Consider the following 26309-nt stretch of genomic DNA (forward strand, 5'->3'; position numbering starts at 1 on the left):
ATCACTGCCTATCCTGCCCCCATGGACGTCACCTTCTCCGGCGAGATCTTCTACTGGCGCGGCCCGTCCCCGTTCTACTTCGTCGCCGTCCCCGAGGACGAGTCCACCGACATCCAAGCCACCTCGACCTCGGTCAGCTACGGCTGGGGCATGATCCCCGTCACCGCGCAGATCGGCGCCACCGAGTGGACCACCGCCCTCTTCCCCAAGGACGGCAAGTACTACCTCCCCCTCAAAGACGCCATCCGCAAGGCAGAGTCTCTGGAGGAGGGGCAAACCATCACCGCCACCCTCCACATCGCCCTCTGACCGTCGCTTTCACCCAGTACGCCGTACGTGTCACTCCTTCAGCTGAGCAACACACGCTGCCCGCACGACCTCGGCGAGCTCCAGGTCCGTCCGCCTCCACGGCTCACCCATCTCGCACTCGACGTCCCGCAGCCCACCAAGCGGCTGCTCGAACGGTCCATCGTCAGCCTGCGACGCGTCCGCCACCCGAGCAACCTCCGTAACAACCCAGGCCCAGGAAACCCGCCCACCGAGATGTAGCTCGGCGACGTGGTCGTACTCCAGCTTCATCGCCGCCTGCCCCTCCGGCATCAACTCCGCCCCCACCTCACCAAGCGCGGCCGGCAACAGGTCCCGGACCTCCCCTGGATCCCGCCCACTGAGCCCCGCCAACTCCGCCAGCGCCTCACCGTCGTACCCCTGAACAATCCACTCCGCCGCCCACATCGGCATCTGCTCAGTCGGGACGACCCCCAACACCACCCACGCCGCCACCAACCGCGGCGTAGGCGTCTCCCCCTCCAGTTCCATGACCACGAGTGTCGTCGCAACAACACCTTGCCGTCACCGGATTTCCCAGCCCTCGTACGACGCTCAGGCGTCCTCGGTGAGCAGCCCGTGCTGATGCGCGACCGCAGCGGCCTCGGTGCGGGTCTTGACGGCCAGCTTCCGCAGGATCCGCGCGACATGCGTAGCCACCGTGTTGCCCGAGACAAACAGCTCCCGCGCGATCTCCGCGTTCGAGAGCCCGCGCGCCAGCGTCCGCAGGACGACCAGCTCCCGGGCCGTAAGCCCGAAGGCCGCAGGAGCAGCCGCGGCAACCGCAAGCCCGGCGCGCCCCGACAGCTTCGCGACGTGATCGGCCAGCGGGGTCGCCCCCAGGTCAGCGGCCAGATCACCGGCCGCGGTCAACGACTCACGGGCACCCACCTTGTTGCCCACCGCAAGTTCCGCGACGGCCTTCCCAGCCAGCGCCCACGCCAACTCGTACGGTTCGCCAAGCTCGCGCCACCGGGCCACAGCCTGCTCCCACACAAGCACTGACCCACTCTCGGCAGCCTCGGAGATCGACAGCGCGGCGGCGATCGTCGGCCACCGCGACGCGGTCGGCGCCAGCGCCCGGCGCACCCCCTCCATCGACACCCCCACCGACGCCAACTGTGTGTACTGCGCACCCGCCAGCAAAAGCCAAGACGCCTCGTACTTCGCACTCACCCCCTGTCCGGCGACCTCGTCGAGCTGCTCGCCCAGCAACTCCGCGGCCGTCGCGAGATCACCCCGCGACGACGCCAGCACCACCCGCAGCGCCGCCAGAATCGGCTTGAACGCCGCCGGCCGCCGATCACCAAAGGTCTGCTCGGCGTCCGAGATCAGCTCTTCGGCGTACTCGAAGGAACCACGCCGTACGGCGATCTGCGCAACCACGAACCGCAGCGCCGCAGCGAAACGCGGCGGCGGCCCATCGGCCAGCGCGTCGTCGACCACCTCCAACGCCTCGTCCCACCGCCCAAGGTGGAACAGCGCGTACGCACGGTTCTGCGCAAGCATGCTCCCCCGAGCACGAACGAGCCCCAGCCGCTCAGCCTCCAACTGACCGGCCCGCGTCACCTCAACCGCCTGCCGCCGACGCCCGAACTGGGTCAGCATCAACCCCTCCCACTGCGCCGCGGTCAGATGAATCTGATGATCACCGGAAAGCGCCGCGGCCTCCCGCGTCGCGCTGTACCGTTCGAGCGCAGCATCCACCTCACCAACACGATCCTCGCCCCACCCGAGCACGAGCAGCGCCGGAGCCCGCAGACCGTCGTCGTCGAGCCGCTCCGCGATCGCGTACGCCTCCTCAGCCGCGCTCAACGCATCGTCCCGAACCCCTTCCACACAAAGCACGAACGCGAGCCACGAGAGCAGGCGACTACGCAACTCGTCGTCCAACCCGGCCGGCACGAGATCCGCCGCCTCGCTCAACTCGGCCAGCCCACTGTTGTCGACCCGGTTGCGCAGCAGGCCTTTCAGCCCCAGGAACCACGCCGCGCGCGCCGGTTCCGCCGCCGGATCGAGCTCCGACACCGCGTCCGTCGCATACCCGATCCCGACGACAGGTCGGCCGGTCGCATGCGCGGCCTCGACCGCAACAGCCAGTACGTCGACCCGACTCACGCCGGCCAGCGCGGCCGGATCCTCGGTCTCGGACCATAGATCGAGCACCCGACCAAGCAGATTCAGCTGCTCGTCGTACGCGTACTGCCTCTGCGCAGCCTGCGCCGCATTCCAGGCCGCGGCCAAAGCCAGCGCCGACTCACCAGCCGCCGTCCAATGCTCGGCCAGCGCAGCCGCCGTCGAAGCATCGGACGACCCCCGCGCCGTGATCGCCCGCGCGAAGCGCCCGTGCAGCCGCCGCCGCTCACCGGGAAGCAACGACGCGTACAGCGCCTCGCGAATCAGGGCGTGGCGGATCGCATAGCTCTCCTCCAGTACGACGACCTGGTGCCGCCCGACCAGCTCGCGGACCGCCTCGTCGACGGATCCGTCCACCACATCCGCGAGCAGCTCGTCCGTGACGCTGCCGCCGGCGACCGCGATCAACGCCAGCACGTGCTGCGCCTGATGCGACAGGTCGGCCACCCGATCGAGCAGCAGCGATTCGAGCCCGGCCGACGACGCCTCGCCGGACACCCGGATCGCCTCGGCGAACAACGGGTTCCCGCCGCTGCGCCGGTGAATCTCGCTGCTCACCACCGGGTCGGCCGGTCGCTGCTCGATCGCGGCGAGCAACGCGGCGATGTCCCGTCGCCCGAGCGGTTCGAGTTCCAGCTGGACGACGTCGGCCCGTCGCCCGAGTTCGCTGAGCAGCTGCCGGGTCGGGTGGCCGGGAGCCAGCTCACCGGAGCGAAGCGTGCCGAGCAGCAGTACGGCGCGATGGGCCAGGTTGCGGGCCAGGTAGACGAACAGCTCCCGGCTAGACGCGTCGGACCAGTGCAGGTCCTCGATCAGCAGCACCACAGGCCGGTGCCGCGCCGCCCGGCCGAGCAGCGCGAGCACCTCTTCGAACAGCCGCACCTGACCACCGCCGGCCTCGGGCAACGCAAGCTCCGGCCACCACTGCGCCAGCGCCGTACCGTCGTCCGGCAGTTCGGTCCGCAACCGGTCAGGACCCCACTCGCGCAGCAGGCCCCGCATCGCCGCGACGAACGGCACCCAGGGCATACCGCCGGCGCCCAGCTCCAGACAGCCGCCAGTCAGCACGAGCGGGTCGCCGGGCAGCTGCTCGATCGCTGTCGCGACCAGGCGCGTCTTGCCGATCCCGGCCTCACCGGACACGAGCACGGTCACCGACTCGCCCGCCCGCGAACCGTCGTACGCTGCTCGAATACTGGCCAGCTCATCGGTCCGGCCCACCAGCACCGGGCTGATGACTGTGGTCGTCATGGCGTCATCGTCGCACCGCCCAGGATCGCGGCCGATGTCATCAGATCTGGTGACGACCCGGGCCGGTGTCGACGACGAGAGTGGAGCCATCGACCGAGCCACCCGGCCCGGACCACAGGAGGAACCCACCATGAGCAACACCCACCGCACTGTCGTCGGCAACATCTCGCTCTCGCTCGACGGCCGGGTCAACGGTCCGGGCGGGGACTACGACATGAGCTGGATCGCGCCGCACGCAGTCAGCGCCGTCGCCCTGGACCACATGAACCGGGTGACAGGACCGGCCACCACCGCCCTGCTCGGCCGCAAGAACTTCGAGGGCTTCGGTGGCTACTGGCCGACCGTCGCCGACGACGAGTCCGCTCCGGCGCAGAGCCGGGAGTTCTCGCGCTGGCTCAACGACGTCGAGAAGGTCGTCTTCTCGACCACGCTCGAGCACGCCGGCTGGCAGAACAGCCGCATCGCGGCCTCCGACCCGGTGACCACGGTCAAGGAACTACGCCGCGAGCCCGGCGGCGACATCGTGGTACTGGCCAGCGCGAGCGTCATCCGCGCCCTCCTCGCCGCCGACGAGCTCGACCGCCTCTCGATCACGCTGTGCCCCGAACTGGTCGGCGGCGGCAACCGCCTCTTCGACGAGACGACCGCCCCCGGCTCCTGGACCCTCACCGACTCCACCCAAGCCGACGGTGGCGCCCTGTGCCTCCTGTACGACCGCAACCGCACCGCCTGACGTCGTACGTCGTACGCCGTACGGCCGCAAAGATGTCGCGGACGTCCGGCAGCCGAGGCAGAATCGGGGTGTGAAGAAGCCCGAGGCCAACCCCGTGATCGCGCGCAACCGAAAGGCTGCCCACGAGTACCAGCTGGGCGAGACCTGGGAGGCGGGCATCGTGCTGCAGGGCATGGAGGTGAAGGGCCTCCGCGCCGGGCGCGCGTCCCTGATCGGCGGCTTCGCCCAGATCGAGGACCGCGAGATCTGGCTGCACGGCGTACACATCCCGCAGTACTCCCAGGCGCGCTGGTTCGAAGGCGGCTCCCGCCGTAAGCGCAAACTCCTGCTGCACCGCGCCCAGATCGACAAGATCGAACGCAAGGTCAACGAGAGCGGCCTGACCATCGTCCCGCTCAGCCTGTACTTCAAGGACGGCCGCGCGAAGGTCGAGATCGCCCTCGCCAAAGGCAAGAAGACCTGGGACAAACGCCACGCCCTGGCCGAACGCGAAGCAACCCGAGAAACCGAACGAGTCCTCCAACGCCGCCTCAAGGGCCGCCCGGACTGATCGCCGGTACGTACGATCAGTCCGGGGTTGCGCGGGACCTAGCTGCAGGTCCGTGAGTTGTACGAAGCCCACTTCCACCCGCTGCCGACGTTGAACTGGTAGTTCCCGGCGCCGCTGCGCCGAACGTCGAACCCGTTCTTCGGACCGGAGTAGACCCCGTTGACCCAGCCGGACGCGTCGACGGTGTGGGAGATCCCGCCCGCGGCGGTCCAGGTCTGACGCCCCGCGGAACCGTCCGGCGACAGCCCTTCGGCCCGCTGGAACGCCCGCGTCGCGGCAGCTGTCTGGTCACCGAAGATGCCGTCGATCGAACTCTTCGACAGGAAGCCGTTGGCCCAGAGGATCGCCTGCCACAGGCAGGTGGCGTTCGAGGACCGGTGCACGCTGACGTTCACCACGCCCTCGTCGGTCCAGTCGTTCCAGATGCTCCCGGAACCGGCCACATAGGCTCGGCCCGTGTAGCTGCCACTGGCCTGCGCCGGACCTGCCACCGACAGTCCACCGAGCAGCGCCGCGATTCCCACCACGGCGCTCAGAACGCGTGTCTTCACCGATCCTCCAGAGATGTGGTCCCTCGGGTCTGCCCGCCGGACGTGCCGCGACGGTATGCCCCACCACCCTCAATCCGCTGCCCGTACTCGACCCGTACCGCCGGCCCGCAACGGCCGCTCAGGGCCTGCTAGGGGCGAAGCGCCTAGAGCCAGGGCGGGTCGTACCGGCTCACGTGGGCGCGTGCACGTTCGGTCGGATCTGCCCAGTACTGATGCGGTTGCCGATGCACGTGCGCCTCACAGAACTCCCGAAGGCCACTGCTGATCGTCTCCACCTCGCGGACGGGGAGACCCTCGAAGTCGCTGTTGACCTGCAGGAGTTCGGACTCGAGATTCCAGCCCGACGCATCGAACACCCACGGGCCCCACCGCGCGTACACGTGCAGCGGATGCTCGAAGTCACCCAGGTACATCGCCGCCAGGGCGATCTCCTGATCGGGATAGAAATCCCGGCACGTCCAGGCCAGCACATGACACGCCCCGCTCGAGAAGAACGCCTGATCCGTCCGCTCCCACGAGACCCGCTGATCCGCCCGCTCGATCGCCGTACGCCGAAACACCCCAGACGCTGTCACTGCCACCCGGCGATGCTAGCGAAGCGGCACGTTCTATCCAGTTCCGTTCGACCTGCCGGACGGCCCGATCGAAGCGACCTTCCAGCCCGACGCGGTCGAGCTGCATGGATCCGCCGGCAAGCGAATCTTCTGAGGGGCCTTGCGTCCAGCAGGTTCAAGCTAGCCGTGCGGGCGTTCGGGCTCGCTGATCACGACGTCGCCCTGTTCGTCGACGGTGAACTGGAACGTTGGGCGCCAACGCGGCATCTTGCGCTGAATGCTCCGCAGCCGGCCGATGCTGTCAGCGTCCGAGATCCCTGTCGTCGTCGACCAGTCCAACCCGGAGCCGACAACATCGCTGACGAACGCGACCTCGGTCGCCAGCAGGACGCGCCGCCAATCTTCGATCGACAACGGCTCTCCAGCCTTCAGCGCCTCCCGAAGACGTTCAACATCTACGTCGAACTGGTCCCGACCTTCGAACCCCATCCCGATCGCGAGCTGGTCGGTGCATCGAGCGGGACCTCCCCACTCACCAAGCCCTCTCAGAAGGAACCTTCGCTCCTCGGTGGTCAGGCTGACCTGCACGGCATCGGGCATGGCGGCAGTCTCCCATCCTGGTCGTCAGCCAGCCATCTGCACGACCAGAGCCTTCGGGAGGCGACTAGAAGGTGACCGAACAGACCGGGGGCCTCTCGGGGGCCCCGAACCCGACGGCCTCCGGAAATACAAAACCCCCACGGTCGGAGAGTTGCCTCTGACCTGGGGGTTTGTGTGGAGCCGCCTGTCGGAATCGAACCGACGACCTTCTCATTACGAGTGAGACGCTCTGCCGACTGAGCTAAGGCGGCGTGGCCCCGGAGGGCCGAGGAAGAGTGTAGCGGGAAGGGGCGGGGGAAGCCGAATCGGATTGGGGACGCGCTCAGGTCCAGGCGGGGGTGGCGTGCTCGGCGTACGTGCGGAAGGGGGTGGCGGGGCGGCCTGTGAGGCGTTGGACGGTGTCTGTGGGGACCGAGTCGCCTAGGGAGAGTTGGTTGAGGAAGAAGTTGAGGGTTTCCTCCGTGGCGCCTGGGGTGGCTAGGTAGGCCTTGGGGGTGCCGTCGTACTCGATGTGGCGGCCGGTGGTGGTGGAGATGATGGCGCAGGCTTCGGCGAAGGTTAGGGCCTCGGGGCCGGTGACTTCGTAGGTTTGGGTGTGGTGGGCGTCACCTAGTAGCGCTTCTACGGCTACGGCGGCGAGGTCGGTGGCGTCTACGAAGGCTTGGCGCTGGTCGGCCAGTGGGACGACCAGGCGGCCGGCCTGGATGGAGGGGAGGAAGAAGCCTTCGTCGAAGTTCTGGTTGAACCAGTGGGCTCGGACGACGGTCCACTCGACGCCTGAGTTGCGGACGGTCGTCTCGGCGGCGATGAGGCGGTCGTCGCCGATTTCCTCGGGGTGCATGGTCGAGAGGAGGACCAGGCGTTCTACGCCGGCCTCTGTGGCCTGGGTGATGAAGGCTGGGTCGACTGGTACGCCGTCGGGGGCCATCACGTAGATCGCGGTGATGCCGTCGAGGGCGGCGGCCCAGGTGTCTGGACGAGTCCAGTCGAAGACGGCGGGGCCTGCGCGGGAGGCAGCGCGTACGGCGATGTCGCGGGAGCGCAACTGGTCGGCGACGCGGCGTCCGGTCGAACCGGTGGATCCGAGTACGAGAACAGTCATCGGTCCAGGCAAGCACACGGCACCGACAGGTCGGCGGAGCCGGGGGCGGCGGAGCCGGGGTCAGCGGGCGGCGGAGCCGGGGTCGGTGGGGGTCGGCGGAGCCGGGGTCGCGGGGCGCGGGGGCAGGGTCGCGGGGCGCGAGGGCAGGACGCGGGACGCGAGGCGGCACCACATTCGCCGGAACCATCCCCGCGCGAACACCGTCGAAAAGCACGGTGGAATAAATTCGCCGGGAAATGCATTGACGTAGCTACGAGCCATGGGTGAAACTTGTGCCCGCAAGCCAACCACGACCATCAGGGAGTACGAAGTGTTCGGGACGATGCAGAAGATTCAGCGGGGCGTCAGCCCGTTGTTCTGCCTGCGACCCCTGACCTCGAACTCCCACCGCTATGAGCTCAGTGCAGTGCTGAGCCCGGCGTACGGCGGCCCGCCCGACTGATCGACAGCGATCAGCGAGCAGCCGCCCGTCGGGGGAGAACCCGATCAGGGCGGCTTTTTTGTTGCCTGCGACAACCTGCAACAACTTCGCTCCGACCACGGTCGGGGATTCGTATTATTGACAATTTCATCTGCATTCTTTTAATGCCGAGCTGTAGGCCAGTGGCCAGGCCACCTCATTTGGGATGAGGACATCGGGAGTTCGAATCTCTCCAGCTCGACCAGGCGCCCGCGGGAAGCTCTGCTACCGGCCGAGCGGGCGCCCCATACGCCCGTGGCTCAACCGGAGAGAGCACCTGCCTACGAAGCAGGAGGTTGCAGGTTCGAATCCTGCCGGGCGTGCTGTGTCCGAAGCAGAAGCGGGCGATGCACCGGGACGTGACCCCGGAGAAAGCGGGTTCGAGCCCCGCCGGACACCCTGACCGCGCAGTAACGACGTACCGATTCAACCGACCCGGCAACCAACTGTCGGGCACACTGGAGAGAGGAGGAACCACCATGAGCGGTGTCATCGTGCTCAATGCCTCATATGAGCAGCTCCACGTCGTGTCGATCCAGCACGCCATCCGGATGCTCGTCCGGGAGGTCGCAGTCGTCGAGGAAGCGCACGACGGCGCCAGCATCGGTCCGTTCCCCTTGCCGCGTGTCCTGCGTCTGGTCCGGTACGTCGTGACCAAGTGGCGCTACGCGACCGGCCGGTTGCAGTACACCCGGGCCGGAGTCCTGAAGCGGGACAAGTTCACCTGCGCGTACTGCGGCAAGCCCGGCGCGACGACGATGGACCACGTGGTTCCACGGTCGCGCGGTGGTCGCGGCGAATGGCTGAACGCGGTCGCCGCGCACGCGTCGTGCAACGAGAAGAAGGGGTGCCGTACCCCCGAGGAAGCCGGGATGCCGCTGCTGTGGCAGCCCTGGATCCCTTCCCGTGCGGAGATAGCCCTCTGATCCGAGCCCCACTGGTGCCCGGTCGGAGCGGTGCCAGGTGGGCGACGGCGTCCCACCCTCGGTTCTGACCCGAGGTCCCGCAGGTTCGAGCCCTGCCCTGGCAGCTGTACGGCGTACAGATCGCGCCGTCCGGGGATCGCGTCGGCACGCGGGTGACTCTCGCATGGTCGCTTCACCGGGTTCGACACCCGGGATCTCCACGTCAGGCAGGGTAAGCCGAGCTCGGCCTAACGGCAGCCGTCTCGAAAACGGCCGGTCCCTCGACGGGGCGTGAGGGTTCGAGTCCCTCTCCTGCCGCGGACAACGACACGAAGGAGTGGGGAGATGAACATGCAGTACCCGGTCGCGCTGAGTGGGGCGAAGAGCTCCACTCTGATGTGGGCTCAGGAGCACGAGGTCGGCGCGCAGGCGCTGCAGCAGCTGCGGAACATCGCGGCGCTGCCGTGGGTGCACGGCGTCCGGGTGATGCCGGACGTGCACCTCGGCAAGGGGGCGACGGTCGGCTCGGTGATCGCGATGAAGCAGGCGGTGTCACCGGCCGCGGTCGGAGTGGACATCGGCTGTGGCATGGAGGGCGTGCTGACGTCGCTGACCGCCGCTGACCTGCCGGACGACCTGTCGAAGATCCGGAGCCGGATCGAGGCCGCCGTACCGGTCGGGTTCCGAGCCCACGAGTACGCGGTGAGCGTGCGCAAGCTCGGGCTCGACCGCGGCTGGAACACCTTCTGGGGTGCGTTTTCGAGCCTGCACGACGGAGTGCAGGACCGGGAGAAGAAGGCGCAGCAGCAGATGGGTTCGCTCGGTGGAGGCAACCACTTCATCGAGGTCTGCCTGGACGACGACGACCGGGTCTGGCTGATGCTGCACTCGGGGTCGCGCAACATCGGCAAGGAGCTGGCCGAGCGGCACATGCGGATCGCGAAGGCGCTGCCGCACAACGCCGATCTGCCGGATCGCGACCTGGCCGTGTTCCTGTCCGGTACGCCGGAGATGGACGCGTACCGGCGCGACCTGACCTGGGCGCAGGAGTACGCGTCGCGCAACCGCGCGGTGATGCTCGCCCTGGTGATGCAGGCCGTGCGGGAGTCGTTCGACCACCAGCTCACGTTCGAGAAGCCGATCTCGTGCCACCACAACTACGTGGCGGAGGAGACGATCGACGACCTCGAGCTGCTGGTCACCCGCAAGGGCGCGATCCGGGCGGGGCTCGGTGATCTCGGGCTGATCCCGGGGTCGATGGGCACCGGCTCGTACGTCGTCCGCGGGCTCGGTTCGGAGCAGTCCTTCTACTCGGCCTCGCACGGTGCAGGCCGGCGGATGAGCCGGAACGAGGCCAAGCGGCGCTACACGGTCGACGACCTGATCGCCCAGACCGCCGGCGTCGAGTCCCGCAAGGACGCGGGCGTGCTCGACGAGCTGCCGGCGGCGTACAAGGACATCGAGTCGGTCATCGCGGCACAGACCGACCTGGTGGAGGTCGTTGCCCACCTCAAGCAGGTGGTGTGTGTGAAGGGTTAGTCCGTACGACGGACTGTCGCGCTCAGGGGACGCGACAGTCCGACAAGCTCGCCGCCGGAACCGCCGGCGGCACCGGAGAGCCCGGCCGCCGTGGGGGCACGGCGGCCGGGCCGGGGTGAGGTCCGCCTGATGGCAAGGGCAGCGGTTTGCTAAACCGTCGGCCGGTTCGGCCGGTCCGCGAGTTCGAATCTCGCTCTCACCGCTCCAAACAACCAACCGAAAGAGAGGAGGACCGGCCATGGCCGACCTCAGGAACAAGCGACGCAAGATTCCCGGTGGCAGGACCGGTGCTCCGGTTCAGCAGGGTCACGCGCTCCGGCGCATCGATCTCGCCTGTGGGCACACACAGCGCGATCGGATCGCGCACGCAGGCGATCACGTCTGGTGCGAAGCCGACTGCGCGGACTGGGTCCGCGTGGTCGTGGTCCACGAGTAACCAGTACGGCGGCCGACCGCGGCCGCCGCACGACTCCTTGGTGACGGATGCACACCCGGCCCTCCGAAGGCCAGGTACCTGGTTCGACTCCAGGCAGGGAGACCTAGACGACGCCCCGCGCGACGAGGAAGACCGGGTACGACGTCATCGCGGCGCGTGGCGAGTCGGCGTCGATGGCCGGCTCCGGCTCGGCGAAGGTGTCGAGGGTGAAACCGTGCTGGCGCAGGGAGTTCAGGTACGTGGAGAGCGTGCGGTGGTTGGCCCCGACCTGCTGGCGCAGCGTCGACAGCGAGCCGTCCGCCTGCCACCAGCGCTCGTCGTAGTACGAACCGTCACTCGGCCAGGCGCCGGAGACCCCATCCACTCCTGGGAAGCACGGGTGCAGGATGCAGAAGGCGAAGACACCGCCCGGGCGCAGGACTCGCCGCACGGTGGCGAGCGTGCCGCCGAGGTCGTCGATGTCCGACAGCCCGAAGCTGCACAGAACGGCGTCGAAGGTCTTGCCTGCCAGGAGATCAGGCGAGGCGACGTCAGCCTGCAGATACGTGATGCCCAACGGATCCCGAGCCTCGGCCTCGGCCGCCTTGGCGAGCATCGCCGAGGACAGGTCGACGCCGACAACGGAAGCGCCCAGCCGAGCCAGCCCGCGCGACACCCGCCCGTGCCCGCAGGCGATCTCCAGCACCTCGCGGCCGGCCACCGGCCCGAGCAGGTCGAGCAGGTCGACGGTCGTCGGGTCGCTGAGGTCGTCGCTCCAGCCGGCGGCGTAGTAGTCGGCCACTTCGTCGTACCGTGCGGAAGTCGTCATGCTCAAAAACGTACCGGCGCTCGCCCCGAGACTCACCCGGGGCGGCGTTCGCCATCAGAGGAACAGCTTGTCCGGGTTCAGCAGGCCCTGCGGGTCGAAGGCGGCCTTGACGTTGCGCTGCAACTGCAGCCCGACGGGTCCGAGCTCCTGGGCGAGCCATTGGCGCTTCAGCTTGCCGACGCCGTGTTCGCCGGTGATGGTGCCGCCCAACGCCAGTCCCAGGTCCATCACCGCACCGAAGGCCGCCAGAGCGCGAGTTTCAGCAGCCGGATCGGCCTGGTCGAAGATGACGGTGGGGTGCATGTTGCCGTCGCCGATGTGACCGGGACAAGCGATCAGTACGTCGTACTGCTTGCTGATGGCATCGATTCCGTGCAGCAGCGCGACCAGTTGCGAGCGCGGTACGGCGACGTCGTCGATCAGGGACGTGCCGAGCTTCTCGTTCGCGAAGTGCACCAGGCGGCGGGCCTCCAGGAGCATCGCGGACTCTTCCGCGTCCGAGGCGACCGCGACGTCGACGGCGCCGTGGGCGGTGCAGATCTCGGCGATCGCGGCGACGTCCTCGGCGGCGCGCGGGCCGCGGTCGGACTGGGCCAGGAGCAACGATCCGACGTTGGCCGGCAGGCCCATGTCGCGGTAGTCCTGGATCGCCCGCGCGGTGATGCCGTCGATGAACTCGAGCAGCGACGGGCGCAGACCGGAACCCATCACCGCGGCAGCGGCCGCGACGCCCTCCTCGATGGACAAGAACGTCGCGGCCGCCGTCAGAGCAGCCTCGGGCGCCGGCCGCAAGGCCAGCGTCGCCTCGGTGACGATGCCCAACGTGCCTTCCGACCCGACGATGACGTGTGTCAGGTCGTAACCCGCGACGCCCTTCACCGTTCGGCGCCCGGTCCGGATCACCTCGCCGGACGCGAGCACGACCTCCAGCCCGCGGACGAAGTCGCCGGTCACGCCGTACTTCACGCAGCACAGCCCGCCCGCGTTCGTCGCGATGTTGCCGCCGACCGTCGACATCTCCCAAGACGACGGGTCCGGCGGGTAGAACAGCCCCTGCTCGAGCACCGCGCGGGACAGGTCCGCGTTGATCACGCCGGGCTGGACGACGGCGACCTGGTCCTCGACGGAGACCTCGAGCACCTGGTTCATCCGGGCGGTCGACAGCAGGATGCAGCCGTCGATCGCGTTCGCGGCGCCGGACAGGCCGGTCCGCGCGCCCTGCGTCACGATCGGTACGCCGTACTCGCCGGCCGCCCGGACAACCTCCTGCACCTCAGCGGTCGACGACGGCCGGACCAGCACCAGCGGCACGCCGGCCGTGCAGAACGTCGCCGCGTCCTGCCGATGGGTCTCCAGGACGTCGGGGTCGACAACCACCGACTCCACCGCAGACTTGAGCCGGTCGACCAGTTTGTCCATCAGCCTTGCTCCTCCAGCAACCTCAGAATCAACGACGCCCGTCGCACCCGTTCACGACCGAGTGCCTCGGCCGTCGCGGCCAGGTGCGCGCCGACCGGGTAGATGTTCGGCGCGTTCCGCAGCCCCATCTTCAGGTACACCGGCGCAGCAACCCGTACGACGTCCGGTACGTCGTAGAAGCGCACGTGCCCACCCTGGTCATCAGGGACCTCGATGTACATGTCGATCGGCACCGACGTCACCGACCGGATCTCGGCCAGCACCGGCACCGGCAGGTCGGTCGAGACGTTCAGACTCGTTGCCCCGAGCCTCTCGTACAGAGCAGCAGTCGGTGCGTTGGGCAACGGCATCAGAACCGAGGTCTTCAGCACCAGATCCGCAGGCAACGATCCGTCCTGCTTCAACGAGCCGATCAGCTCCAGCACCCCGAGGTCGCCGACCAGCAGGCTGCGCACGCCCAGATCGACCGCCCGGTACGCGTCACACAGCGACGCGGCAACCATGTCGTTGCCCCGCGCAACCCCACCGACCGCGGCCGACACCTTGGCCTGCCCGCCGATGTCCCACGAGCCGCGCGGCCCGAGGAACAGGCACACCTCGACGCCCTCGGCCTCGCCGAGCGCGACCATCTCACGGATCTCGTCGTCGGTCAGCATCATCACGCCGCTGCCCTGCGAGATGCGGTCGACCTGAACCCCGCGCGTGGCAGCCTCCTCGAGCACCGCCCGCATCACGGCCGGACCCTCGCAGCTCGGGATCTCCACCTTGTACGGCGTACCGTCGGCGAACCGCTTGTCCGAGTCGCCGGCCGCGCCGAATCCTCGCTCGGCCAGCAACGCGTGTGCTTCCTGCAGCCTCATACCTCTCCCCAGCTCCCGAGCGAGCCCGACGCGTCGGTCAGGTCCCGCGCTGTCCCGGTGATCTCCAGGTCGAACCGATCGCCTGCCTCCACCAGCAGCGCAGGCGACACCAGCAACTCGTGCGGCGACAACGTGTCCCGGATCCGCGCCAGGCGCAGCTCCGACCAGTCCCGCCGTCCGCTCATCGTCACAGCACCCAGTACGGCGGCCGCGTCGTCCTCCAGCACCATCGGCAACCGCGAACGACGCGCTCCACCGGCACCCGACGTCAGCGCGTTCACGTAGCTCGCGTGCAGATCGATCTGCTCCAGCATCCGGGCCGGGATCACGTCGGCCATGCCGAGCCCGGACGCGTTCCCGTGCGAGGCCTCCGACAGCCGGTGGACGCTGATCGCGGCGATCTGCGGCGAGTCGAACTCCGGGATCCCGTGCACCCAGCACCGGCCGATCACGTTCGTGTCCATGCCGGTGCCGGACTTGTCCTTGCCCATCTCGTCGACCACCAGTACGTCGAGCTGGTCGAACGGGAGCCGGCCCATCAGGCTGCCGGCGCGTTGCAGTAAGGCGTTCTCGGCGGCGGCTCCGATGCCGTCGGCCGGGACGAACTCGACCGCCGCGGTCTTGTCGACGGCGTTCTCGAGGATCGCCAGGCCGCCGATGATCTTGCCTTCAGCAACCACTGTGCGAGCGGCGGCCTCGATCGCGCCGCCGAGTGACGGGATGCCGCCGGCGTGCAGCGCGGCCGCTCCCCGGTGGTTGCCGAGACCGATCGCGAGGATCTTCGCGAGACCGCTCTCGACGGGTCCGTGGAAGTCGGTGTGCGGTTTGACCCGGTTGACCAGCAGTACGCCGTCCGCCGCGGCGGCGAGTGCATCGTGGTGCACAGGGGTGCCGTCGTCGAGCTTGCCGATGACAACGGTCTCCATCGTTGCCTCGACGGGGCAACCAACGGACTCGGGCGTCACGCCGAGGCCGGCCAGCATCTCGCGCTGGCCGTCCGCGGTCGCGCCGCCGTGCGAGCCCATCGCCGGTACGACGAACGGCTCGGCACCGGCCGCCCGCAACCAGTCCACAGCAGCCTTCACCACCGGAACCAGGTCTTTGATTCCCCGGCTCCCCGCAGTCACGGCAATCCGCGCACCAGGCTGGATCTCGGTCGGCATGTCGTCCAGAGCCACCCGCGCCGCGCCGTACGGATCTGTTTCCAACGGCAGATCAGGCATCAACCGCCGGACGGGCGTGACCTGAGGAAGAGTGCCCTCAGGTCGCAGCCCACGGATGGCTTCGAACGGTCCCCAACTGTTCATCAGTGGCTCTGGCGGGCGACGGCGGAGCCGGTTTTGCCGATCAGGAAGTCCAGGTCGCAGCCCTGGTTGGCCTGGGTGACGTGTTCGACGTACAGCTTCGCCCAACCGCGACCGGTCGGCGCCGCAGGCGGTTGCCAGTCGGCTCGGCGCTTGGCGAGCTCCTCGTCCGACACGTCCAGGTGCAGCCGGCGCGCAGGCACGTCGAGCTCGATCCAGTCGCCCGTGCGGACCAGAGCCAGCGGCCCACCGACAGCCGCCTCAGGCGTGACGTGCAGGACCACAGTCCCGTACGCCGTACCGCTCATCCGCGCGTCCGAGATCCGCACCATGTCGTCGACGCCGATCTCCGCCAGCTTGCGCGGGATCGTCATGTTGCCGACCTCCGGCATGCCCGGGTAGCCACGCGGCCCGGAGTTCTGCAGCACCAGCACGGTGTCCTCGTCGACATCCAGATCCGGGTCGTCGACCGCCTTGTCGTACTCCTCGATGCTGCTGAACACCAACGCCTTGCCACGGTGCTGCAGCAACCGCTCCGACGCCGCCGACTGCTTGACGACGGCACCGTCCGGCGCGAGATTCCCCTTCAGTACGGCGGTTCCCGCGCCGCTGCCGAGCGGGTTGCCGACCGGGCGGATCACCGGATGCGCGGGCTCGCCTTCCTGCCCGCTCCAGTCGGTGCGCTCCGCGCGGGCGACGTTCTCGCCGATGCTCTTGCCGGTCACGGTGATCGCGTCGGCCTTGAGCAGCGGCAGGATCTCCTTCATCACCGCGGGCAGGCCGCCGGCGTAGTAGAAGTCCTCCATCAGGTACTTGCCCGACGGCTGCAGGTCCACCAGCCACGGGACGCCGCGCGCCCACTCGTCCATGTCGTCCAGCGTCAGCTCGACGCCGACGCGGCCGGCGATCGCCAGCAGGTGGATGACCGCGTTGGTCGAACCGCCGATCGCGGCATTCGCCCGTACGGCGTTCGCGAAGGCGTCGCGGGTGAGGATGTCGCTCGGCTTCAGGTCCTCGTGGACCATCTGGACGATGCGCTGGCCGGCCTGCTGGGCGATCGAGTACCGGCGGGAGTCGACGGCCGGGATCGCTGCGGAACCGGTGAGCTGCAGGCCGAGTGCCTCGGCCATGCAGGCCATCGTGGACGCCGTACCCATCGTCATGCAGTGGCCGTTGCTGCGGGACATGCCGGACTCGGCGGCGGCGTAGTCCTCCTCGGACATGCGGCCGGCGTTGCGGTCCTGGGTGAAGCGCCAGACCGCCGTACCGGAGCCGATGTCGCAGCCGCGGAACTTGCCGTTCAGCATCGGGCCGCCGGTCACCACGAGGGTCGGCAGGTCGACGCTCGCGGCGCCCATGATCGAGCCCGGCGTGGTCTTGTCGCAGCCGGTCAGCAGGATCGCACCGTCGATCGGGTTGCCGCGCAGGGACTCCTCGACGTCCATGCTGAGCAGGTTGCGGAACAGCATCGCGGTCGGGCGGAGCATGGTCTCGCCGAGCGACATCACCGGGAACTCCAACGGGAACCCGCCGGCCTGCCAGACTCCACGCTTCACCGACTCCGCGAGGCGGCGGAGGTGAGCGTTGCAGGGCGTCAGCTCGGACCAGGTGTTGCAGATCCCGATGACCGGACGCCCGTCGAACACCTCGTCCGAGAACCCCTGAGCCCGCATCCAGGATCGGTGAATGAACCCGTTCCGGTCCTTCTCCCCGAACCAGTGATCAAAACTCCGCCGACCGGTGTGGCCATCAGGACCACCAGGCTCTTCCCCAGCAGGTCTTCCAGTCTTTTCCGGAGTGGGCTCACCAGCAACATCAACACTTGGGGGATCGATGTCGTTGGGGTCGTTGGTCGGGGGTAGGTCGGTCATCGAGAAACCTCCGCGGTTGTCACGGTCCCGTTCACTCGGCGGCTGATGCCGGCCGGGTTGTTGTCCTGGAGTACGGCGGGGAGAACTGCGTCAGGCGTGTCCTGGTACGCGACCGGGCGCTGGAAGCGGCGGGCGGCGGTGACGCCGACGCTGGTGTGGATCGAGCCGACGGTCGACGGGAACGGGCCGCCGTGGTGCTGGGCCCAGGAGACGGCGACGCCGGTCGGCCAGCCGTTCCACAGCACGCGGCCTGCGCGGGCTGTGAGCAGCGGGAGGAGACGGGCTGCCAGTTCGGCATCTGCGTCCTCGGCGTGCAGCGTGGCGGTCAGGTTGCCGCCGAAGGCCTCGATGCCCGCGACCAACTCATCCACCGACGCGTACTCGACGACGATCGAGACCGGCCCGAAGCACTCCTCGAGGATCTCGTCCGATCGCGCGAGCAGCTCACCGACAGTGGTCTGCAGCAACGTCGCGCCGCCGCCCTCGCTCCACACCCGGAGCCCGTCGACCTTGCGCAGCCGGTCGAGCCCGGACGAGAACCCCTCGGCGATCCGCTCGTTCAGCATGGTCGCCGCAGCAACTCCGCCGGTTGCCTCGACGAGCTGCTCCTGCAGCCCGTGCCCGGCCGGCAGGAACAGCAGTCCCGGCTTCGTGCAGAACTGCCCGACGCCGAGCGTGTACGACCCGACGTACCCGCTCGCAATGTCCTTGCCCCGAGCATCGATCGCGGCCTGGGTGACGAAAACCGGGTTCAGGCTCCCGAGCTCTCCGTAGAACGGGATCGGCTCCGGCCGCGTGACCGCGATCTCGTGCAGCGCCTTGCCCGCCGGCACCGACCCGGTGAACCCAGCGGCCGTGATCCGCGCGTCCTTCAGCGCCGTCACGCCCACGTCGTACCCCTGGATCAATCCCAAAGTTCCAGCAGGTGCACCAGCAGCGGTCAGCGCCTCGATCATCACCTCGGCCGTCCGCACCGACAGCTCGGGATGCCCCGGGTGTGCCTTCACGATCACCGGGGACCCCGCGGCCAGCGCCGACGCCGTGTCCCCACCGCACACACTGAACGCGAACGGGAAGTTGCTCGCAGCAAACACCAGTACCGGCCCGAGCGGCACCAGCACCCGCCGCAGGTCAGGCCGCGGCACCGGCTTGGCGGCCGCGTCAGCGGTGTCGATGATCACCTCGAGCAACGAGCCCTCTTCGAGCGCGTCGGCGAACATCCGCAGCTGCCCGCTGCTCCGCCCGACCTCACCCTTCAAGCGGGCCTCGGGCAACGACGTCTCACGCTGCGCGATCGGCACCAGCTCGTCGGACGCGGCGTCCAGCGCATCGGCGACCGCACGAATCCACCCGGCCCGTACGGCGGGCGCCGACGCCGCCAGCGGCGCCGCGGCCTCGGCGGCGTCCGCCAGGGCCTGCTCGAGCTCAGCGGGAGTGGTGTCGCGGGTCATCGGTTCTCCTCCAGAGATTCGGTAGCCAGGTAAGCGAACGGTTCACGTCCGACAACCACCGTATTCGTCAGCGTCCCGACGTCGCTGATCGCGATCTCGACGACATCGCCGGCCTGCAGCGCGAAGTCGAGCTCGGGCACGATTCCGGTCCCGGTGGCGAGGATCACGCCGTCCGGGAAGTCGTTCGGGACGAACAGCACGTCGATCAGGTCCTGCAGGCCACGGATCAGCTGCGCGGTCGACGTCGTACCGGTGAACACCTCGTCGTCGCCGCGCCGGATCACCAGGTCGATGGTCAGGTCCTTCGGGTCGTCGACCTCCCAGGCCGGGCGGATCCCGGTCGCCAGCGCGCAGCCGCCGGCGAAGATCTTGGCCTGCGGGATGTAGAGCGGGTTCACGCCCTCGATCGAGCGCGAGCTCATGTCGTTGCAGACGGTGAACCCGACGATCTCGCCGTGCGCGTTGGCGACGATCGCCAGCTCCGGCTCCGGGACGTCGTGGCCGGAGTCGACCCGGATGCCGATCTGCTCGCCGTCGGTGACGAGCCGCCAGGCGGGCGACTTGAGGAACAGCTCGGGGCGCTCGGCCGAGTACACCCGGTCGTAGACGTCCTCCTGGCTGCTCTCCTCCATGCGGGCGCCGCGCGAACGCTCGTACGTGACGCCCGCGCACCAGACCTCGCCGCGGCCGTCCAGCGGCGGGAGCAGCTTCACGCTGCCGACCGGGACCGCGTCCCCGGTCTTCGCCATCGCCGCGCGGAATTCCTCGGCGGTCAGCCGGAGCAGTTCGGCCAGGTCGGTGACGCCGAGAACCGGTGCCACCGTGTCACCGGTTCGGACGCCGGCCTGCGGACGGCCGCCGGGAGACTGGAATCGGACCACGTGCATGGATTCACCTTTCACATCGACGTCCCGAGCAGACCGCGGGTGATCTGGAAACCTACGTTGCCTGAGGCAACTGCCTTGGGAACCTGCCGGCGGCTCGCGACGGCGGCGATCGCCTCCAGGCCGGTCTTCGCCTGGTCGGCGGCGTCACCGGCCGCGACGGCGTCGAGGTCGTCGCCGTACTTCGCGACGGTCTCGGGGTCGCTGCTGAACTCGACGACGGGGACGAAGCGCTGCGCGGACAAGGTGCCGCCGGCCACGTGCGCGAGGATCTGCTGGACGCCACCCGCGCCGAAGCCGGTCGCGGTCTCCATCCAGTCCGTTCCCGGCATCCGCATGACGTGCCAGCCCGGTACGACGAACCGCTGACCGTGCGCGACGGTCGATCCGACCACGTCCGCGGACCCGAACGCCGCCGCCCGAAACACCTTGCTCTCAAGTAGTCCGCCCCGAGAGGACAACACGACCGATCCCCCCGAGCCGACGATCTCTCCACCAATCAATGCAAGAGCCTCAGCAGTCGCGTCACTCAACGCCCCACGAGCCTCCAGCCCGACGGTCAGCGCACCGACATCCCCGTCGACCTCAGCAGGCGCCGGCAGGTCGAAGCTCCCGAACCACTCGCGCACCCGCTCGCCGACCGCGTCGAGCCCACCGTCGGCCTGGATGCTCGCCCAGCCGAACCGCGAAGGATCCGCGCCGGCCTCGACGAGCTTGGACCGGAAGTAGTCGTTGTGCGTCTTCTCGCAGCCGTGCTCGAGGAGGAGCGCCATCCGGGTGTTCGGGTGCAACAGGTAGCCGAGCATCGTACGGGCGAAGGTCTCCTCGGAGGCACCGCCGGAGCTTCCGCAGCCTTCGGTGTGCGGCAGGGCGACCATCCGAGTGACGGAGTCGCCGGCCCACTTCTCCAGCTCCGCCTGCGCGGAGAGCCGGAGCGCGATCATCCCGGAACACAAACTGGTCGGAAGGATGAGGCCTACCGCCTCCGGCAGCAGCCGGTCGTCCACCGACAGCAGCCGCACCCCGCCCGCGCCTGCGGCGCGGGCGGGGGAAGGGGTAAGGGGGCCGGTCGCCCCCGACGCCTGCCCTGCGCCTTCGGCGCGGGCGGCGGAGGCGGGTGCCAGCGGCTGACCCGGGAGGAGGGCGTCGCGGTCTTCTGCGGGGAGATCCTCCAGGTTCCGGGTCATGCGGCCGTCGGTGGTGATGGAGATTCCTTCGACGGGGCCTGACTGGCGCCAGTTGCGCCAGATGGAGACCTGGCTGTGGCCGGCGCGTTCTCCTGCGCTGCGCTCGCCGGAGGCGACGCGGACGGTGAGGTCGAAGGTGTCCGTGGTGAGTTCGTCCATCGGCGTACCGGTGAGGTAGCGGCCGGCGTCGACGTCCATCTCGGCCTGCAGGTGTTCGTACCGGGTGGTCGTGGTGACGAACTTGAGGGTCGGGACGAACGGGAAGTTGGTGATCGAGCCGTTGCCGGTGGTGAAGAAGATCAGGTTGCAGCCGCTGGCGATCTGGCCGGCGACGGACTCCAGGTCGTTGCCGGGGCTGTTCATGAAGATGTACCCGGTGCCGGGCAGCGGTTCGGCGTAGTCGATGACGTGGTCGAGCCGGACCTCGCGCGGCAGCTTGCGGGCGGCGCCGATCGACTTGAGCACGATGTTGTAGAGCCCGCGGTACATGTTGCCGCCGGACGGGTTGCCCTCGGCGGTGTGCCCGTGCCAGCCGACCCGGTCCTTGAACGACTGCACGAGCTCCAGGAAGCGCCGCGCAGTCCCCAGGTCGCGGACGTTCTTCAGCACGTACCCCTCGGCGCCGATCAGCTCATCGGTCTCCGCCAGTACGGCGGCGCCGCCGTGCCGGATCAGCTCGGCGCCGACGTTGCCCGCGAGCGGGTTCGCCGAGATCCCCGAGAAGGCGTCCGACCCGCCGCACTGCAGCGCGATCAGCAGATCGGCCAGCGGGACCTCGACCCGCTGCTGCGCGTCGACCACCGGCAACCACGGCTCGATCAGCTTGCCCGCCGCGGTCAGATCAGCCTCGAACCCACGAGCGCGCGTGAAGTACGCATGCGGCACCTGAAGCGATGGGTATCCCTGCGCGGCGACGAACTCCCGGATCGCCTGCCCCGAGACGACGTCCTCCTCGGTGTCCACGATCAGCACCGCACCGACGTTCGGGTTCAGCGCGAAGCCGGCCAGCGTCGCGAGCAGGAAGTGCAGGTTGTTCGGCGTACCGTCCTCGCCGCCCTCGGTGTGCGCGACCGGTACGACGCCATCGCCCGCCGCCGCGCCGTCGAAGCGTCGGGCCAGCTCGGTGACGAAGCCGCTCGATCGCGAGCTGGTCGCCATCACGACGACGTGGTTCCGCGTGCCGGCCGGGCCCTGCTCGCGCGGGTAGCCGAGGAAGGTGCCGGGCTGCTCGACCGAGGTGACCTGGCTGCCGAAGGTGAGTGCGTTCTCGTCCAGTTCGTACGGGTCGAGCGGCTCGTTGCTCGCGGAGGGCTCGTCCGGCAGGCCCTCGACACCGCGCGCGCTGACGGCAGCCAGGCTCGGCGGCGTACAGACGTAGTCCCCGACCTGGAGGTCACGCAGGGCACGGGCGAACGGCGTCTGCCAGGACGTGATCGCCTCACCCGCGCGGACCGGCCGTACGACGATCCGGTGGCCTTCGAGCACGGTGTGCGGCAGCGTCACCGGCGTCCCGTCGAAGTCGATCACCGTCCCGGCCTCGAGCCGGCGGGAGCAGATCGCCGCGTTGTCCGCCGGTTCCGGCAGGACCCCGATCTCGTCGAACCTCAGCATCGCCTCTCCCAAAACCATGGGTGCTGACTCTGTCATTGGTCTCGCTTCGCTAGCAGGCGGACCTGAAATCGTGCATGATGCATGATTACGACCGTAACCCTGCCTAATCGACGAGGCTGGGTCAAGGGCGGGACCACCCTGTGGAGAGGCCGATGACGGACATCCTGGAGCCGCACGACCGGCGGCTGCTGCGCCGGCAGATGCTGGCGGACGACGTCTACGAGGCGATCAAGACGATGCTGATGGACCACACCATCCGGCCCGGCGGGCGGATCTCGATCGACGGGCTCGCCCGGGAGTTCCAGGTCTCGTCGACGCCGGTCCGGGAGGCACTGGCGCGACTGGAGTCGGAGGGGCTCGCCGACAAGGAGCCGCTCAAGGGGTACCGGGCGACGCCGCTGCTGACGCTCGAGGAGTTCGAGGACCTGTACTCGTTCCGGCGGCTGGTGGAGCCTTGGGCTGCCCGTCGCGCCGCGGAGCTGATCGACGACACCGGCCGTGAGCGGCTCGCCGCCGAGCTGTCGACCGCCGTCGAGCCGACGTCGGTCGACTACGCCGGGTACAAGTCGCTCACCGCGCACGACAACCGGTTCCACACGCTGATCGCCGAGCTGTCCGGCAGCGACCAGGTCCGCCTCGCCTTCGAACGGACCCACTGCCACCTGCACATCTTCCGGCTGCACTACGACCGCGACACCGGGCCCGAGGTGCTCGTCGAGCACCGCGATCTCGTCGAGGCGATCTGCTCCGGCGACCCAGCCGTCGCCGAAGCGTCGATGACGCAGCACCTGATCAACTCGATGTCGATCCGGCTGCGCGGGATCTACGACCAGTAACTACCGCGGGGTGATCACCAGGGCATCACCAACCGGGCGCTCCCCGGTGGCGTCCGACGGCGTGTTCAACACCTTGCCATTGGCGACCATCGTGGTGGATCCTCCGCCGTCCAGGTTGATCGCGTCCCGCAGCCCGAACGACTTGGCGACCGCGGCCGCCTCACCGATCCCCAAGCCCAGGCTGCCGACGCCACGACCGTCGGCCGTGATCAGCACCGTGCGGCCCTGGTTGTCGACGCCCGCGATCGTGCGCGGGTTCCGCTTGTGGACCCAGCCGTAGTAGAAGCTCGGGTTGTCGGCCGGCGCCATCCCGTCCGCCTTGACCGTCCCCGTCACCCGGCCGTTGTGGACGAGCTCGGGCCCGCCGTTGACGATCGTCGTACGCCGGTCCAACCGCACATCGTGGCCGCGAGCATCGACCAGCGAGGCCTTGATCTCCAGCCGCTTGCCGACCTTCGCCGCCGCGAGCAGTCCCGCGACCTGCTGTCCGGTCGCCTGCACGGTCCGCCCACCCTCCGGGATCGCGCCACCGCGCGTCGCCGTACGGATCGCCGTCACGACGCCGCGACGGTCCACGATCGCCTCCGCGCCCGGTCCGCTCGGCGTCGCAACGCCGTACGACGCGTCGTACGCGATCAGCTCGTCGGCATCCGTGCAGGTGACGTCGTGCAGCGGCTTGGCCGTCGGGAGATCGTCGGTGGTGCCACCGCAGTTGCGGATCAGACCGGGGACCCGGTTGAGCCCGTCGAGCGGGAGCGGTCGCCCGAGCCCGCGGACTTCACCGTGCCACCGGTAGCGCTCGACCGACGTACCCCGAGCGCCGATCACCAGCGCGGGCCGCCCAGCCGTCGGCTCACTCACCAGGCGGCCGTCGTACACGGCAACCCCAGCGGGATCACCCGGCGCACCCGCCTTGGGGTCGAGCACGAAGAACCCGGCGTTCACCGCGGCCGTCGCACCGGTCAGCGTCGCCAGCGTGCTGGTCGTCTCGCGTGCTTCCAGATCCAACCCGTACGACGCATCGAGCGTCCCCCGGAACTTCTTCGGGTCGATCGTCAGCACCTGGACCTTCCACGGCCCGGTCGACCCACTGATGTCGTCGGGCTCGCCGTCCCACCCGGTGTAGATGCTCGACCCGCTCAACCCGGCGGCGATCACCTTCGTCCGCACCACATCGGCCTCGGCCTTGGTCGGGAACGACCCCAGCCGAACCCGCCACCCGAGGCTCCCTCCCCCGGCATCGGCCAGTCGAGGCGTCGGCACGTCCTCCACCCGCGCATCCAACCCGGCCGCCTTCAGCTTCGCGGACGCCGCGTCAGCCCCAGCCTTGTCCGACAGCGCGGTCGCCGGCGCATCGGGATCCGGCGAGCTGGACGGGATCGCCACCTCGACAGTCCAGAACGAGCCAGCCCCCGCCTGCCCACGGGTGATCTCGGTCAACGTGACACCGGGTAGCAGCGTGCTACTCACCCGCGACTCAGGCAGGTCAGCGGGCCCCAGCGGCAGACGAGCGGACGGACCGCCGGAGGAATGGTCCGGGGGCGCGGCGACGGCGAGTCCACCGGCGGCCAGCGAGAGGACTAGGAGGGCGGAGCCGGACAGGGCGGTACGGCGAAGGGTCATACGTAGTTCCTATGTCAACCGCCAACCACCCGCAAGCGCTCCCGGTGAAGAACATACGGCCAGCGAAAGAGCAGAAGGCCTCGACCAGGTGGTCGAGGCCTTCTGCTGAGTGGTCAGGCCGGTGCGTCGCCGTGGTCGGGGATCTCCAGCTGGACGCCGCCCTGCAGTGCCGACTGGTGGGCGTAGATGCCCGGCAGCGTGAAGCGCGCCGCGACCCACGCGTTGACCGGCGGGATCGCCTTGTCGACGACCGCGCGGACGAAGTCGTCGGCCAGGAAGTGGTGCGACCCCTCGTGACCGTTATGGAGCCCGGCGAACTCGGCAGGCAGCCGGGTCCGGTCGTGCACTGGCGACAGCCCGGACAGGAACGCGTCCCGCAGCGCCGGGTCCACGTTGTCGAGATCCTCGGCGTTGCCGCTCGGCTTGGTCTCCATCAGCTGGCTGATGTCCTCGACGCCCTCCTTGGTCTGCCAGACCGTGGTGGTGGCGAGCTGCTCGAAGCTGCCCTCCGTGCCGAAGACGCGCAGCCGCGACTCGCGGATGTGCGACGGGTACCCGACGCGGCGCATCTCGTTCGTCCGCATCACACCGCCGTCGGCGAGCGTGAACAGCGCGGTCGCGTTGGAGAAGTCGTTGTCGAACTGGCTCACCGACTTGTCGAACACCCCGTCGCCGCGGTCGTCCTTCACGCCCACGCAGGACACGTGCGTCGCGTGCTGCCCGGTCACCGACAGAACGTTGCCGACGGCATGCGTCGGGTAGAGCATGGGCGGGAACGACGCGGTCTTCTTCCAGTCCTCACCACCGGAGTACTGGTACGCCGCGTAGAACCCGAGGTCCATGTCGTGCACGTAGTCGCCCTCGGAGTAGAAGACCCGGCCGAAGTCACCCTTGGCGAGCCGGTCCCGGCAGTACACCGACGACGGGTAGTAGTAGCTGGTCTCGCCCATCATGTAGGTCAGGCCGGTCTCCTTGACCAGCTCGATGATGCGGGCGATCTGGTCGGCCTCGATCGCCATCGGGACCGTCGAGTAGACGTGCTTGCCGGCCTCGAGCGCCTTGATCGCCATCTCGCCGTGCAGCCACCGCTGGGTGAAGATCGCCACCGCGTCGACGTCCGAGGCGAGCATGTCCTCGAACGACTGGTAGGTGACCTCCACACCCTGCTTCGCGGCCATCTCGGCCGTCCGCTCCGGCAGTACGTCGGTCAGCGAGACCGCCGTGACGTCCGGGTGCGCGGTCCACAACCGCAGGAACGAGGGGGCGAACTGGCCGGCTCCGACCACACCGATGCTGATGCTCATGGATCAA

The 26309-nt window shown here is 69.0% G+C and carries 22 protein-coding genes and 7 tRNA genes; 12 read left to right on the forward strand and 17 right to left on the reverse strand.

The features are described from left to right. Window positions 1-21: 21 nt before the first annotated feature. A complete protein-coding gene (locus ACYVIO_RS03255) occupies window positions 22-309 on the forward strand; it encodes a DUF1905 domain-containing protein (RefSeq protein WP_460649129.1) in 288 nt (95 codons plus the stop codon). A 30-nt stretch (window positions 310-339) separates the two neighbouring features. Here the strand turns inward: ACYVIO_RS03255 and ACYVIO_RS03260 are convergent, their stop codons facing one another. Continuing rightward, window positions 340-819, reverse strand: coding sequence for a hypothetical protein (locus tag ACYVIO_RS03260; protein WP_460649130.1), 480 nt, complete (start codon window positions 817-819; stop codon window positions 340-342). A gap of 63 nt (window positions 820-882) precedes the next feature. Further along, the gene (locus ACYVIO_RS03265) at window positions 883-3714 is read right to left on the reverse strand and encodes an ATP-binding protein (protein ID WP_460649131.1); all 2832 of its coding nucleotides are present in this window, start codon (window positions 3712-3714) and stop codon (window positions 883-885) included. Between the two features lie 34 nt (window positions 3715-3748). On the opposite strand from ACYVIO_RS03265, the gene ACYVIO_RS03270 reads away from it, so the two are divergent. Both ACYVIO_RS03270 and smpB read left to right on the forward strand, forming a co-directional pair. Beyond that, on the forward strand, window positions 3749-4447 hold the full coding sequence (locus tag ACYVIO_RS03270) for a dihydrofolate reductase family protein (protein ID WP_460649132.1): 699 nt from the start codon (window positions 3749-3751) through the stop codon (window positions 4445-4447). Between the two features lie 70 nt (window positions 4448-4517). Beyond that, window positions 4518-4997 carry an SsrA-binding protein SmpB gene (gene smpB / locus ACYVIO_RS03275; RefSeq protein ID WP_460649133.1) on the forward strand — a complete coding sequence of 160 codons (480 nt, stop codon included), beginning with the start codon at window positions 4518-4520 and terminating at the stop codon, window positions 4995-4997. A gap of 38 nt (window positions 4998-5035) precedes the next feature. On the opposite strand, the gene ACYVIO_RS03280 is transcribed toward smpB, so the two are convergent. From ACYVIO_RS03280 to ACYVIO_RS03300, 5 genes are all read right to left on the reverse strand, one after another. After that, complete coding sequence (locus ACYVIO_RS03280) at window positions 5036-5548, reverse strand: peptidoglycan-binding domain-containing protein (protein WP_460649134.1); 513 nt, start codon at window positions 5546-5548, stop codon at window positions 5036-5038. Between the two features lie 143 nt (window positions 5549-5691). Further along, window positions 5692-6129 carry a hypothetical protein gene (locus ACYVIO_RS03285; RefSeq protein WP_460649135.1) on the reverse strand — a complete coding sequence of 146 codons (438 nt, stop codon included), beginning with the start codon at window positions 6127-6129 and terminating at the stop codon, window positions 5692-5694. Between the two features lie 153 nt (window positions 6130-6282). Then, window positions 6283-6702, reverse strand: coding sequence for a hypothetical protein (locus ACYVIO_RS03290; protein WP_460649136.1), 420 nt, complete (start codon window positions 6700-6702; stop codon window positions 6283-6285). A 175-nt stretch (window positions 6703-6877) separates the two neighbouring features. Further along, window positions 6878-6953: transfer RNA gene (locus tag ACYVIO_RS03295), tRNA-Thr, on the reverse strand. A gap of 71 nt (window positions 6954-7024) precedes the next feature. Further along, window positions 7025-7804 (reverse strand): SDR family oxidoreductase, encoded by a 780-nt coding sequence (locus ACYVIO_RS03300; RefSeq protein ID WP_460649137.1) that lies wholly within the window; start codon window positions 7802-7804, stop codon window positions 7025-7027. Window positions 7805-8393: 589 nt separating this feature from the next. Here ACYVIO_RS03300 and ACYVIO_RS03305 point away from each other — a divergent pair. From ACYVIO_RS03305 to ACYVIO_RS03340, 8 genes are all read left to right on the forward strand, one after another. Further along, window positions 8394-8469 (forward strand) — tRNA-Pro (locus tag ACYVIO_RS03305). Between the two features lie 44 nt (window positions 8470-8513). Continuing rightward, window positions 8514-8587 (forward strand) — tRNA-Arg (locus ACYVIO_RS03310). A gap of 2 nt (window positions 8588-8589) precedes the next feature. Next, a tRNA-His gene (locus ACYVIO_RS03315) sits at window positions 8590-8663 on the forward strand. An 80-nt stretch (window positions 8664-8743) separates the two neighbouring features. Continuing rightward, window positions 8744-9190: an HNH endonuclease gene (locus ACYVIO_RS03320; protein WP_425827906.1), complete on the forward strand. Its 447-nt coding sequence runs from the start codon at window positions 8744-8746 to the stop codon at window positions 9188-9190. Window positions 9191-9221: 31 nt separating this feature from the next. After that, a tRNA-Gln gene (locus ACYVIO_RS03325) sits at window positions 9222-9294 on the forward strand. Window positions 9295-9395: 101 nt separating this feature from the next. Further along, window positions 9396-9487, forward strand: a tRNA-Ser gene (locus tag ACYVIO_RS03330). 27 nt (window positions 9488-9514) lie between these two features. After that, the gene (locus tag ACYVIO_RS03335; RefSeq protein ID WP_460649138.1) at window positions 9515-10708 is read left to right on the forward strand and encodes an RtcB family protein; all 1194 of its coding nucleotides are present in this window, start codon (window positions 9515-9517) and stop codon (window positions 10706-10708) included. 114 nt (window positions 10709-10822) lie between these two features. After that, window positions 10823-10910, forward strand: a tRNA-Ser gene (locus ACYVIO_RS03340). Window positions 10911-11247: 337 nt separating this feature from the next. On the opposite strand, the gene ACYVIO_RS03345 is transcribed toward ACYVIO_RS03340, so the two are convergent. From ACYVIO_RS03345 to ACYVIO_RS03380, 8 genes are read right to left on the reverse strand one after another with little or no spacing between them, the layout of a single operon-like run. Further along, entirely contained in the window at window positions 11248-11952 is a 705-nt protein-coding gene (locus tag ACYVIO_RS03345; RefSeq protein WP_460649139.1) for a class I SAM-dependent methyltransferase, read from the reverse strand. A 54-nt stretch (window positions 11953-12006) separates the two neighbouring features. Further along, entirely contained in the window at window positions 12007-13371 is a 1365-nt protein-coding gene (locus tag ACYVIO_RS03350; RefSeq protein WP_460649140.1) for an FAD-binding oxidoreductase, read from the reverse strand. Next, window positions 13371-14231: a hypothetical protein gene (locus ACYVIO_RS03355; protein ID WP_460649141.1), complete on the reverse strand. Its 861-nt coding sequence runs from the start codon at window positions 14229-14231 to the stop codon at window positions 13371-13373. The genes ACYVIO_RS03350 and ACYVIO_RS03355 overlap by 1 nt, the downstream gene beginning before the upstream one ends. Beyond that, window positions 14228-15538, reverse strand: coding sequence for a nickel pincer cofactor-dependent isomerase, group 22 (locus ACYVIO_RS03360; protein WP_460649142.1), 1311 nt, complete (start codon window positions 15536-15538; stop codon window positions 14228-14230). The genes ACYVIO_RS03355 and ACYVIO_RS03360 overlap by 4 nt, the downstream gene beginning before the upstream one ends. Beyond that, on the reverse strand, window positions 15538-17406 hold the full coding sequence (locus tag ACYVIO_RS03365; protein ID WP_460649143.1) for an IlvD/Edd family dehydratase: 1869 nt from the start codon (window positions 17404-17406) through the stop codon (window positions 15538-15540). The genes ACYVIO_RS03360 and ACYVIO_RS03365 overlap by 1 nt, the downstream gene beginning before the upstream one ends. Next, window positions 17403-18857: an aldehyde dehydrogenase (NADP(+)) gene (locus ACYVIO_RS03370; RefSeq protein ID WP_460649144.1), complete on the reverse strand. Its 1455-nt coding sequence runs from the start codon at window positions 18855-18857 to the stop codon at window positions 17403-17405. The genes ACYVIO_RS03365 and ACYVIO_RS03370 overlap by 4 nt, the downstream gene beginning before the upstream one ends. Next, window positions 18854-19744, reverse strand: coding sequence for a fumarylacetoacetate hydrolase family protein (locus tag ACYVIO_RS03375; protein ID WP_460649145.1), 891 nt, complete (start codon window positions 19742-19744; stop codon window positions 18854-18856). The genes ACYVIO_RS03370 and ACYVIO_RS03375 overlap by 4 nt, the downstream gene beginning before the upstream one ends. Before the next feature lie 11 nt (window positions 19745-19755). Then, on the reverse strand, window positions 19756-22539 hold the full coding sequence (locus tag ACYVIO_RS03380) for a UxaA family hydrolase (RefSeq protein WP_460649146.1): 2784 nt from the start codon (window positions 22537-22539) through the stop codon (window positions 19756-19758). A gap of 152 nt (window positions 22540-22691) precedes the next feature. Between ACYVIO_RS03380 and ACYVIO_RS03385 the strand changes: the two genes are divergently transcribed. Beyond that, window positions 22692-23375, forward strand: a complete 684-nt coding sequence (locus tag ACYVIO_RS03385) for a GntR family transcriptional regulator (protein WP_460649147.1) — start codon at window positions 22692-22694, stop codon at window positions 23373-23375. On the opposite strand, the gene ACYVIO_RS03390 is transcribed toward ACYVIO_RS03385, so the two are convergent. Next, a complete protein-coding gene (locus tag ACYVIO_RS03390) occupies window positions 23376-24998 on the reverse strand; it encodes a phosphodiester glycosidase family protein (protein WP_460649148.1) in 1623 nt (540 codons plus the stop codon). 113 nt (window positions 24999-25111) lie between these two features. Next, complete coding sequence (locus ACYVIO_RS03395; protein ID WP_460649149.1) at window positions 25112-26302, reverse strand: Gfo/Idh/MocA family protein; 1191 nt, start codon at window positions 26300-26302, stop codon at window positions 25112-25114. Window positions 26303-26309: the final 7 nt, after the last annotated feature.

Source organism: Kribbella endophytica (assembly GCF_054781295.1).